We start from the raw sequence: 12,394 nt of genomic DNA on the forward strand, positions 1-12,394 counted from the left end.
AGAGGTCGATCGGCTTGTTCTGCATGCAGGAGACAAGTATGGATTTTCAGCCAATATTCAGTTTCCGTCTAAGGTTCATTTAAGGTTCGACTGATTAAATAGAGATATCAAATCCAATATGAATCTGTAATAAAGGATGTCGATATCCATGGGTAATGTAGGCAAGAAGCTGAAACGATGGAAGTGGCCGCTTGGTGCGGCAGGCGCAATTCTCGTCGCGATCGGGCTGAATACCGTTAAGGCAAGCCCTGAATTCGCAGCAGCGCAAGCGGTGGGTGACAATGCAAACAACAATAATGTGCAGCAGTCCACAGATATCGGCCAATCGCAGGACGGCGCAGATCAGTGGGTGGAGCGTCGAGGCAGGCATGGCATGCGAGGGCAGCAGGGCGGCGGCTTCAATGGCGGCGGCATGGATGGCGGCTTTAGCGGCGATAGGAATGGCGGATCCGTCAATGAAGGCGGCGGAGGCGGCTTCCGTTCCTCCACCCGGACATCATGATGAGCCAAGCGGACATCGCGCAGCCGATGTTTTATCGGTTTCGTGCGATGAATACCGATGTCGAGCTGTCGCTTGTATGTGATGGATACAAGATGAGTGAAGCGGTTGAGTTGGCAGTGGACTGGTACGAGGAAGTGGAGCAGGTGTTCAGCCGCTTCCGCCCCGATAGCGAACTGTCTCGCATCAATCGAACGGCTGGAAGCGGAGCGCCAGTCATGATCTCCAGCATGATGCGGGATGTGCTGCAGTTGACGCTGTGGTATCAAGAGACGACAGGCGGCATCTTCTCTCCATTCGTAGGACAAAGCATGGACAAGGCAGGCTATAATCGTTCCTTTGAGCAGCTATCACGTGTCGGTATAGGCAGAGAACTTGTAAGTGATTACAATGATGACCATGCGGGCCTGCTTGTGAATGACCAGAAGCCATATAAAGGTCTGATGCAAACGCCGATGGTACTGGATCTGGGCATGCAATCGGTTCAGCTATCTTCCGATATTCAACTAGATCTCGGAGGTATCGTGAAGGGGTGGGCAACGGCTAAGCTTACGCAATGGCTGCGTATGAGGTGTGGAATCAGAGCTGGCCTTATCAACGCAGGCGGCGATTTGCATGCGTGGAATGACGGGAATGGCGAGCCGATCTGGCGAATCGATGTGCAAGATCCGATAGCAGAGGACGGCAGTACGATTTATCGGATGATCGGGCAGGGAGCAGTCGCAACCTCTGGAACGCTCGGCAGACGATGGATGACGGATGAGGGGATTAAGCATCATTTGATCGATACACGTACGGGCAGTCCGTCACGAAGCAGCATTGTTCAATGCACCGTTACAGGGCCTGATCTTGTTGCTTGCGAGGTATGGGCGAAGACGATTTGCATTATAGGAGAAGAAGGGTTAAGTCGGATGAGGAATCAGCTAACACCGGCCTATGATGCATTGATGATAGATCCTTCAGGCAGTCTGCAGCGTCGTTCAGACGGTTGGCTGAAGGAAGTGAATGAGGAAGGGAGCGGTAAGCCGATATGATCAATTGGATAACATCTTGGCCCGTGTGGGAATTAACGAGAGTATTTGGCATCGCGGCCTATTTGACGATATTTGCGGGATTGACGCTGGGCATGCTGTACAGCTTTCCATTCGTGAAGGGAAAACGAAAGGCGCAGGTATATCGCTGGCATACGTATCTAACCAACGGAGGTACTGCTGTAGCGCTCCTTCATGCGGCGATTCTCATTATTAGCACGTATGTTCCTTACCGTTGGGCGGATCTGCTCATTCCTTTCGCATCTAAGCAATATCCGATTGGCAATGGAATAGGCATCCTTGCGTTGTATGGCATGTTGTTATTGCTGATTACATCGGACTATCGAAACAAAATAAATCGGCATGTGTGGCTGACGATTCACTTATTGGCGTACCCGATCTTTGTTGGCGCTGCGGTGCATGGCTACATGGTCGGCACTAGCAGCGGCAACCCGCTTGCCAAGCTTATGTATGGCGGCACGCTGCTCGTTGTCGTTGTGTTGTTCGCAGTGCGGGCATCGATGCGTCAGAACTCGAAATCGAATACGAAGCTAAGACAGGTTCGACCATCGGTCAACCGTTAAAGAGAGAGCCATGGAAATCTTCGAATGAAGATCTCCATGGCTCTTCGTTATTTTTTATTTCTTAACCTTAATGCCCATTGCTTCAGCGATTTTGAAGAAAATGTCCGTGTTCTCGTAAACGCCTGCGAACAGCTCCGAACGCGAACCTGTAGCCGTTACTGGAATATCGACAGCCGTGTGACCCGAAGTTGTCCAGTCTACAACGAAGTTTTTCTTCGTGCCGGCGATTTGGAAAGGACCGTCTTCGGCGGAGATGCCGTCGCCGGACTCGTCAGCTGCATCCACAGGCTCGATTGCGAAGCCGCCCGTTTCATGGTCTGACAATACGAGAACGAGCGTTTCCGGATGCGCCTTCGCGTAATTTTTCGCAATACGAACCGCCTTGTCGAGCTCTTGGCCGGATTTGATCGTCAGCTTCGCGTTGTTCTGATGCGCCATCTCGTCCGTTGCTTCCTCTTCTACGACGAGGAAGAAGCCGTTCTTGTTCTTCGACAACGTGTCGATTGCTTTCTTCGTCATGTCTGGCAGCGGTACGATCGGATTATAAATATCGCCTTGGCCTTCCGGCTTCTGTTGGAACATCTCTTCGTTCGCGAACAGGCCGAGCAGCTTGCTGCCGTTTGCTTTGAGCAAATCTGCCTTGTTAGTTACATATTTGTAACCGAGTTCTTGCGCTTTCTTCACGAGATTTCCTTGCGTGCCTTTGCTTTTCTCTGTTGGATCTTCAGCAGGTTCGTCCTGGAATGCGCCTGCTGTGCCAGCTGGGTACCAGAAGTCTTCGCCGCCGCCGAGCAGTACATCAATCTTCGAAGAAGTGAGGTATTGCAGGGCAATATCACTTTGCTTCGAACGGTCTTCGACATGGGCGCCGAATGCCGCACCGGTTGCGTCTGTTAATTGGCTGGTCGTGACGATGCCTGTGCCTTTGCCAAGATCCTTGGCATATTCGAGAATCGTCTTCACGCTCTTCTTATTTGCATCCATGCCAATTGCGCCATTGTAGGTCTTGACGCCGCTTGCGAATGCTGTTGCAGCCGCTGCGGAATCGGTGACGGGTACAGTCGAGCTCGTGTGGAAAAGTCCAACGTATGGCATATCGTCCATCGCAAGCTTTCCTGTCTCTCCGACTGTTGCAAGGCGAATGGCATCGCGTGCAGCAAGGCCCATGCCGTCACCGACGAACAGAATAACGTTCTTCGCATGTACAGCTGCCGCATCGGCTTCTTGTTTACCTTCCCCGTTGGATACATAGCTTGTAATCACGAGTGCTGCAGCAACCGTTCCAAGCATCGCAGCCTTCCATCCATTATGAATCTTCATCTCGTAAACTTCCTCCCCAATTCGATTCTAAGCGGCACATTGTGTCATGTTCACGTACAAAATGTAGATGTCTATTATTAACGCAATGTTTGTCCCAATTTAAGATTCGGTGAACGGATGCAGATGCCATGCGCCGGCATAGGGCTGGTTATCGTATCAATCTTAGTCAGATGCATTTCACCCGTGATGTTATCGAATACACAACATAAGGAAAAAACACCTATACCCTCAGACTCATAAATGGAAATCGGGAGGCGCTGGATTCCGATGTCAAGTGAGCGGGAAGGAGGAAATGCAGCACGTAGACTGTTCAGATAGAGAGGCTCCTGGCTGTTGATGAAATCGCTTGCATAAAGCGGCTTTCGCTGCTCGGACAGAACGAAATTTGCAAAATATTAACATGCCGGCAGACGGCTATTTTTAATTTTTCCTTGCTGTTAATCATAAAAGTCGGGCGTCTTGGGAATATTTACTTAAGGCATCTGTGCGCGGAGAGACCTGCGTCAGATGCCTTATCGGTATTTATTCCGCAGCCTTCATTGCGGAAGGCGATTACGTATAAAGACGAACGTAAGCAAGGGGGACCCATGGTACTGAACGCCGAGCAGTTGGAGCAAAAAGCGCATGAACTGGCGCTGACTCATGATCCGATCATGGGCAGCTGGAATAGCAGGGAGCGGCTTGCCGAGTGGCATCGCGATAGGGAGAGCTTGCGGCAATTCGCTGCAGCGCTGAAGGTAGAAGGAGGCGTCTGCACGCAGCCTGCGGAACAATGGCTGCTGGATCACGCCGATTTTATCGAGAAGGAAGCGCAGATTGTAGAGAAGGAGCTGAAGCGCGGGGCGTTGTCTCGTCAAACATGGCTGAGGGCAGAAGAACGCCCGCGAGCTGTCGCTATCGGCAATACGTACTTCGAGGCGACGCATGGCAGACTTGATCTGGATTCGTTCGTCTCGTTCATTAACGCGTATCAGGAAATTGCAGTCTTGACGCTTGCGGAGACATGGCTTATGCCTGTGTTTCTGCGTATGGCAGCGATCGGTCGCATGGCAGCGCTAATGCGACTTGTCCGGGAACGGCACGAAGCTTGCCAGCGTGTAGAGAAATTGCTGAAGTCGCTTGCTCCGCCGGATACGAAGCTGTGTGCGGCTGATATGCAGGCTGCACTGGAGAAGCATGGACAGACGCTGCCGCTGTCAGGCGCTGTTCTCGTTCATCTCGTCAGTCATCTGAACGAATGGGCAGATGATGCAGCTTCCGTGCGGGAATGGCTTATCTGCAAGCTCGATTCGGATACGGATAATTTGAACCGAATTGTAACCTATGAGCATCAACTTCAGGCTTCGCATGAAGTGGAAACGGGTCATTTGATCGGCAGCATTCGGACATTGTCGAGGGGACAATGGAAGCTGTATTTTGATCGAATCAGCGTGGTGGATCGAACGCTGACGCAGGAAACAGCCGGCACATACGCACGGTTGGATGATACGAGTAAACATACGCTGCGAAGCCGGATCGAGCGTCTCGCTCGTCGGTTCAATGTGCCAGAGAGCTTGATTGCATCGAAAGCAGTAGAGCTTGCAGACGTGAACCTGAGTCGTGACGGAGGCTCGACAGAGCATTCAGACGGTGTCGAAGGTGTGCCTCCCCGTTCTAGCTTCGCAGCTTATTACTTGCTGGATCATCAAGGCGTAGAAGCGCTTCATGAGTCGCTGCGCAGCTGCAATGCGAATCCACGTACACATCGCGGCGCTGCCGTCAGACGCCGGCGGGGTACTGCTTATCTGTCGATGATCGGCTGCGCCTTCATCGTCTTTGCTGTCTTGTTCGGCTGGTGGGCAGGAAGCGGGAATGACTTAACGACAGGTGCGTGGGTAGCTGCGATCATTCTTATGCTCATGCCAGCTGCAGAATGGGCGATTGCAGCAAGTCACACGTTCATTGGCGGCACGATTCGTTCCAAGCCATTGCTTCGGTATGATTACTCGTCTGGTATTCCATCGGATGCGAAGACAATCGTCGTTATGCCGATCATTTGGACGAAGCAAGAAGATGTAGAGGAGCTGACGAATCGGCTTGAACTGCACTACTTGTCCAATCCGGATCCGCAGCTGTATTTTGCATTGCTGACGGACTATGCCGATGCACAGTCGGAACGGATGACAACGGATGAGAAGGTGTACCGGGCAGCGCGTGAACGGATTGATGAGCTCAATGCTCGTTATCCGCGTGAAAGCGGAGGCCAGACCTTCCATTTGTTCCAGCGGAAGCGGAAGTGGAATGAGTCGGAGAAAGCATGGATGGGCTGGGAGCGCAAACGAGGCAAACTCGTTGAGTTTATTGGGCTGCTTCGAGGCGATGAGGGGACGAGCTTCCAAGAGCGCGCACTGCCAGTCGAGTTACAGGATGTCCATTATATGATAACGCTCGATGCCGATACCTCGCTGCCTATTGGCGCTGCGCAGCGTATGGTCGGCACGATGCATCTTCCGTATAATCGCCCTCGTCTGAACGCGTCGCGCACACGCGTAGTCGAAGGATACGGGGTGCTTCAGCCGCGAATTGGCGTCAGCTATGAGTCGGTCTCGAGGTCGCGTTTAGCAAGGCTGTGGTCCGGCGAGCCAGGTATTGATCCTTACGCATTCGCGATGTCTGATCCGTATCAGGATACGTTCGGACAAGGCATTTTTACCGGTAAAGGGATCTTGAGCATCGACAGCTTCAAGGCTGTGCTTAGCGAGCGGATTCCGGACAATCATGTGCTGAGTCATGATCTGCTCGAAGGCGGGTTCCTTCGCGGCGGATTGCTGTCGGATATTGAGCTGATCGATGGTCATCCGGCCACATTCAGTTCTTATCAACAACGGCTGCACCGCTGGGTGAGAGGCGACTGGCAGCTGCTCTGCTGGCTGAAGCCCCGTGTATGCAATCGGACAGGCGAGCTGCAGAAGGTAGATCTCACGTCACTCACGCGCTGGCAGATCATCGACAACATGCGGAGAAGTTTGCTGCAGCCAGCGCTTCTGCTTGCGCTGCTCGCTGCTCCGCTGATGCCGTCCCGGGCATGGACCGCCTTGACGGCAGTCGCCTTATTAACGATTTGTCTGCCGCTGATTAGAACGTTCATCTCGCCGAGCGCATTGGCCCGCAAACCAGCCGCCCTGTTGTCAGCATTCGGACAATCGCTAGTTATGCTTGTCACGCTTCCTTATCAAGCCGTTGTGATGAGCGATGCGGTTATTCGAACGCTGTATCGGCTGTATGGATCGAAGCGCCGGCTGCTGGAATGGACAAGTTCAGCAGAGGTCGAGAGGAGAAGCAAGCAGCAGCGCGCTATTCGCGGCTTCGGCTGGGGCCTTGTACTCGCAGTTGCATATGGCATTCTAAGCTGGACATCAGCATATGCATCGATTCGCTGGATTGGCGGAGCGATTGCTGTCGTGTGGCTGATCGCTCCTGCCGTTGCGGGTTGGCTAAGCAAGCCGCCTGCTGTAAGAACGGAATCGATCTCCGATTCGGAACGTGCGACGCTGACGAAGCTGGCAGCTGATATTTGGTCTTATTTCGACCAATATACGGTGGAAGAAGACAACTGGCTGACGCCGGATAACGTCCAGCTGGATCCGCCGGTTGGACCAGCGAGACGAACGTCGCCAACCAATATTGGCTTGCAGCTGGCATGTACGCTCGCAGCGAGGGATTTCGGTTTTATCGACACGTCCGATATGCTGCGCCGGATGGAGCGCACGATGGATACGATCGAACGGATGGATAAGTGGAACGGCCATCTGTATAACTGGTACGAAACTTCGACGTTGAGGCCGCTGCCTCCGCTGTATGTATCAACCGTCGACTCGGGCAATTTCGTCGGTTATCTTGTAACAGTGAAAGAAGGTATCGCAGAGTATGCGGCGGAAGCTGCTGCTGCGCGCAAAGGCGGTACCGGAATCGGTCAGCAGACGTCACGATTGATCGCACGGCTGGATAAGCTTATTAACGAGACGGACTTCCGTCCGCTTTATGACGAAGCTTCGCAGCTGTTCACGCTTGGCTATCATGCGTCTGCAGATCGCAAAGAAACGATCCTATACGATCTGCTAGCTTCAGAAGCTCGCCAGTCGAGCTTCTTGGCGATCGCCATGGGTCAAGTGCCCGCTGCTCATTGGTTCAAACTCGGCCGCGCGATGACGAAGTCGGGCAAACATGCGACGCTGCTCTCATGGTCGGGCACGATGTTTGAATATTTGATGCCTGCGCTGCTGATGAAGACGTACCGCCGAATGCTATGGGATAAGACGTATCGCGGCATGGTTCGTCGACAAATCGAGTACGCCCGTCAGCGTGCGGTGCCGTTCGGCATATCGGAGTCAGGTTACTACGCATTCGATTATCAAATGAATTACCAGTATCGCGCATTTGGTGTGCCGGGGCTTGGATTCCAGCGCGGGCTGGAGGAGGACCTTGTGCTTGCGCCATATGCGACCATTATGGCAATTCCTTATGCCAAGCGAGAAGCGTTAGAGGCGCTTGGCAGAATGGAAGAGATGGGGGCGCGCGGCGAGCACGGCTACTACGAAGCGATCGACTGCACCGCGAAGCGGATGCCGGAAGGACAGAGCAGCATCGTCATCCGCAGCTTCATGGTCCACCACCAAGGAATGAGTCTGCTGACGCTTGCCAATGAGCTGCTGCCTCGGACGATGGTCGACCGATTCCATGCCGACAAGCGCGTGCAAGCTGCGGAGCTGCTGCTGCAAGAACGGATGCCGGACAAGCCGGCCATTATTACAGACTCGGCCAAATCGTACACCGAACGGACGAGCATTGTGCAGGATCAGGAACGGACCGCGCCGCTGCGTGAATTTACCGATCCGATCACTCCGCTGCCGGAAGTATGCTTGCTCTCCAACGGCTCATTCTCTTCTGTTGTGACAGCAAGCGGCGGCGGCTTCACGAGACACGGATCAATCGCATTGTCCAGATGGCATGAGGATCCCGTCATTGATCCGCCTGGAATCGGCATGTACATCCGCGACGTAACCGGTGACGCTGTATGGTCGCCGGCTTATGAACCATGTCGTATACCTTCAGATGACATGCGGATACAGTTCTCGCTCCATCAGGCGAGCTTCATGCGCAAGGACGGACCGGTAGGCACTGAGCTTGATATCTGTGTATCGCCTGAGCATAACGTTGAAGTTCGCCGGCTGAAGCTGACGAATGTAAGCGCGGAGACGCGTATTCTCGAAGTGACGACGTACACGGAGGTCGTGCTTGCGCCGCCGCTCGCAGACGATGCGCATCCGGCGTTCAGCAAGCTGTTCGTTCAGACGGAATATGCTGCGGAGGAGGAGTGCCTGCTCGCGGTACGCAGACCGCGAGACGGTCATGAGCAGCATCGGTGGGCATTCCAGACGTTATCCATTGGATGCGAGAGTCTAGGACCGATTGAATATGAGACAGATCGGGCCATCTTCATTGGCCGCGGACATTCCATGCAGCATCCGCAAAGCCTGCACATGAAGCTGACCGGGACGGTCGGAGCCGTGCTTGATCCGATCTTCGCCATTCGTCGGCGAGTGTCGGTTGGTCCAGGCGAGACGGTGAAGCTGTTCGGGGTAACAGGCGTTGCAGAGTCGCGCGACGAATCGATCAGCATCGCCAAGTCGCTGTGCGATGAGCAGCAGATTGATCGGACATTCCAGCTCGCTTGGACGCACAGCCGCATCGACCTGCGTCATCAGCGTCTTACTGCGCATGAAGCCTCTCTGCTGCAAACACTTGCAGGACGAGTGCTATACGCGTCGCCGCTCCGTCAGGAGCGGGCGGCCAGCATCGAAGCGAATGTGAAAGGGCAGTCGGGCTTGTGGTCGATGGGCATATCCGGCGACCTGCCGATCGTTCTTGTCACATTGGAGGATAGGGCGCAGCTGCCGTTCGCGATCCGGCTTATGAGCGGGCACGGTTATCTATGCCGCAAAGGGCTGCCGTTTGATCTCGTCATCGTGAATGAATCAGCGGGCGGTTATCAACAGGATGTGACGGATGGACTGCGTGTCGCTATTGAGCAAAATGTTGATAAGCACGCCGTACGTCCCGGCGGTGTTTATCCGGTTGCTGCAAACCAGATGTCCGAGGAAGAACGGACGCTGCTGTTCGCCGTTGCCCGTTATGTACTGCGCGCGGACGGACCTAGCTTGAAGGCGCAGTTGAAAGCGCCGAAGCTGGTCCATGAATGGGCAGCGTCATTGGAAGTTCAGCCGCAAACGGCATCAATGCAGCATGCTAACAACAAGCAAGAGCAGTATGCTGCGGAATCCGTTGAGCAGCTTGCGTTGTTCAACGGCTGGGGAGGCTTTACCCCTGATGGACGCGAATATCGGATTGCTCTTCGCGGCGGCAAGTTCTTGCATGCGCCGTGGAGCAATGTGGTAGCGAACGAGAAGTTCGGATTCCTTATCACGGAGCTTGGAACCGGCTATACGTGGTGGCGCAACAGCCGCGAATGTAAGCTGACGCCGTGGTCGAATGATCCTGTGCTCGACCCTCCAGGCGAAGTGTGTTTCATCCGGGACGACCGAAGCGGATTGTTCAGCTCGCCTACGCCGATGCCTGCATCAGAAGATTCAGCTTGCACGGTTGCGCATGGCCGCGGTTATTCGCGGTTCCGCCGAGCGGACCGCGGGCTGCGGCAGCAGATGACGGTGTATGTGCCGAAGTCGGATTCGGTTAAGATTGTCGAGCTCAAGCTCGACAATACGAGCGATGAGGCGAAGGAGCTTTCGGTCTTCTACGAATGCGATTGGGTGCTCGGCGTGAAGCGGCAGATCAGCGCTTCGCACATCGTCTCCGAATGGGATGCGGATGCGCAGGCCATGCTCGTTCGCAACAGCTATCAGGAAACATTTCGCGATGATTGGGCGTTCCTTGCGATTCATGATAAAGACGGTCAGCAGATTGAAGCTTCGCTGTCGGATCGCTTATCGTACACCGCAGATCGGATGGAATGGATTGGACGAGGCGGTTCGACAGCTTCACCCGACGCGATGAAACGGACACGATTGTCCGGTAAAGTAGGCGCGCAGCACGATGCATGCGGGGCTGTGCAGCTGAAGCTGACGGTGGAAGCGGGCGCTTCTAGAACGGTCTATATCCTGCTTGGCGCGGAGTGGTCCAGAGAGGCGGCAGTGGCGCTGGTCCGCAAATATAATAATGGACAAGCATGCGCGGCAGCGTATGAGGAAGCTGTTCGTTTCTGGGAAGAGACGACGCTGCAGACACGAATTACGACGCCGAACAAAGAAATGGATTACTTGATCAACGGCTGGCTTCTCTATCAGGCGCTTGCCTGCCGAATGTGGGCGAGAACCGCGTTCTATCAAGCAGGCGGCGCGTTTGGTTATCGCGACCAATTGCAGGACTCAATCGCCATGCTCCATGCTAGGCCGGACATAACACGTGCGCAAATTATTTTGCACTCCGCGCATCAATATGAAGAAGGCGATGTGCAGCACTGGTGGCATGAAGAGACGCACCGCGGCATTCGGACGAAGTATTCGGACGACTTGTTATGGCTTCCTTATGCAACTGCACGGTATATTACCCAGACGGCAGATCAGTCGGTATTGGACGAGATGGCCCCGTTCATTCGAAGCGAGCAGCTCACCGACGAAGAGCATGAACGATATGAACCAACGGTGCTTTCGGATCAAGTGGCTTCCGTATATGAGCATTGCATTCGAGCGATTGAACGAGCTTCGAGATTCGGAGAGAATGGACTTCCGCTGATGGGAATCGGCGACTGGAACGACGGCATGAACTCGGTTGGCGATCTGGGTAAAGGCGAAAGCGTCTGGCTCGGCTGGTTCCTATGCGATGTGCTTCGTAAATTCGCGGATGTGTGCGAGTTGAAAGGCGACACGGAGCGAGCGTCCGCCTACCGTGAACGTCGGGAAGCGATTAGTGCGGCTATTAACAAGTCCGCATGGGATGGTGAATGGTACCGCCGCGCACGAGCAGACGAAGGGCACTGGCTCGGCTCAACGCGCAATGAAGAGTGCCGCATTGATGCTATCGCTCAATCGTGGTCGGTCATCTCTGGCGCTGCGCCACGCGAGCGCGCGCAGCAGGCGATGATGTCATTCGATCGTGAATTGGTTGATCGGGATATCGCCGTCGCAAGATTGTTGACGCCGCCATTCGACCGTACCGATCCGAATCCGGGATATATTCAAGGTTATCCGCCGGGCATCCGCGAGAATGGTGCGCAGTATACGCATGGCGTCATTTGGAGCATTGTTGCCTGGTGCGGACTAGGCAATGGCGATAAAGCAATCGACCTGTTCCATCTTCTCAATCCGGTCACGCATGCGCGAAGCGAAGGCGAAGTGCGCAAATACGCTGGCGAGCCTTATGTAATGGCGGCGGATGTGTATACGCGTGATCCTGTGAAAGGAAGGGCGGGATGGACTTGGTATACGGGTGCTTCGGGCTGGATGTACCAAGCGGGCATCGAGTGGATTATCGGTCTTCGCAAAGAAGGAGACAAGCTGTACTTCCGCCCTGCGGTGCCGCATGATTGGCCAGGTTACGAGGTCGAGTACCGTTATGGCAAGACGCTCTATCAGGTCAAAGTCCGGATGATCGAGGACGCTTCGGTTCATTCGCTTCCGCTAGATATTGATGAAGCCGGCAACTTGAGCGTTCATCGTCCTTCGCATGAGGCGAGACGCGATGCTTCAGGCGTCTGCATTCATCTGGCTGATGATGGCGGAACGCACACGATTGAACTTCAGCTTCCGCGCCAGCCATTAGCGGCATTGGCTTCTGCTTCGTCGACCGATGATGCGGCACGCGTACAGGAAATCAGCAGCGATAGTTAAAGTTCGTGTTCAGCAAGTTCGGTTACAACACCGATAGATGACCCTCGCCATGCTCGAATCGTTTCGAGCGCAGCGGGG

The 12,394-nt window shown here is 54.3% G+C and carries 5 protein-coding genes; 4 read left to right on the forward strand and 1 reads right to left on the reverse strand.

What is annotated here, in order from left to right:
* The first annotated feature begins 148 nt into the window (after positions 1–148).
* Genes H8B09_RS03720 through H8B09_RS03730 form a run of 3 tightly spaced genes read left to right on the forward strand, consistent with a single transcriptional unit; the run spans position 149 to position 2,114 of the window.
* Positions 149–502: a DUF4179 domain-containing protein gene (locus H8B09_RS03720; protein ID WP_191202105.1), complete on the forward strand. Its 354-nt coding sequence runs from the start codon at positions 149–151 to the stop codon at positions 500–502.
* Positions 499–1,533: an FAD:protein FMN transferase gene (locus H8B09_RS03725; RefSeq protein ID WP_191202106.1), complete on the forward strand. Its 1,035-nt coding sequence runs from the start codon at positions 499–501 to the stop codon at positions 1,531–1,533. The genes H8B09_RS03720 and H8B09_RS03725 overlap by 4 nt, the downstream gene beginning before the upstream one ends.
* Positions 1,530–2,114, forward strand: a complete 585-nt coding sequence (locus H8B09_RS03730) for a ferric reductase-like transmembrane domain-containing protein (RefSeq protein WP_191202107.1) — start codon at positions 1,530–1,532, stop codon at positions 2,112–2,114. The genes H8B09_RS03725 and H8B09_RS03730 overlap by 4 nt, the downstream gene beginning before the upstream one ends.
* A gap of 54 nt (positions 2,115–2,168) precedes the next feature.
* Here H8B09_RS03730 and H8B09_RS03735 read toward each other — a convergent pair whose 3' ends face one another.
* Positions 2,169–3,434 (reverse strand): alkaline phosphatase, encoded by a 1,266-nt coding sequence (locus H8B09_RS03735; protein ID WP_191202108.1) that lies wholly within the window; start codon positions 3,432–3,434, stop codon positions 2,169–2,171.
* A 587-nt stretch (positions 3,435–4,021) separates the two neighbouring features.
* Between H8B09_RS03735 and H8B09_RS03740 the strand changes: the two genes are divergently transcribed.
* The gene (locus H8B09_RS03740) at positions 4,022–12,316 is read left to right on the forward strand and encodes a glycoside hydrolase family 94 protein (RefSeq protein ID WP_191202109.1); all 8,295 of its coding nucleotides are present in this window, start codon (positions 4,022–4,024) and stop codon (positions 12,314–12,316) included.
* Positions 12,317–12,394 lie beyond the last annotated feature (78 nt).

This window comes from Paenibacillus terricola, from assembly GCF_014779765.1.
In the GTDB taxonomy this organism is placed as follows: Bacteria; Bacillota; Bacilli; order Paenibacillales; family Paenibacillaceae; genus Paenibacillus_T; species Paenibacillus_T terricola.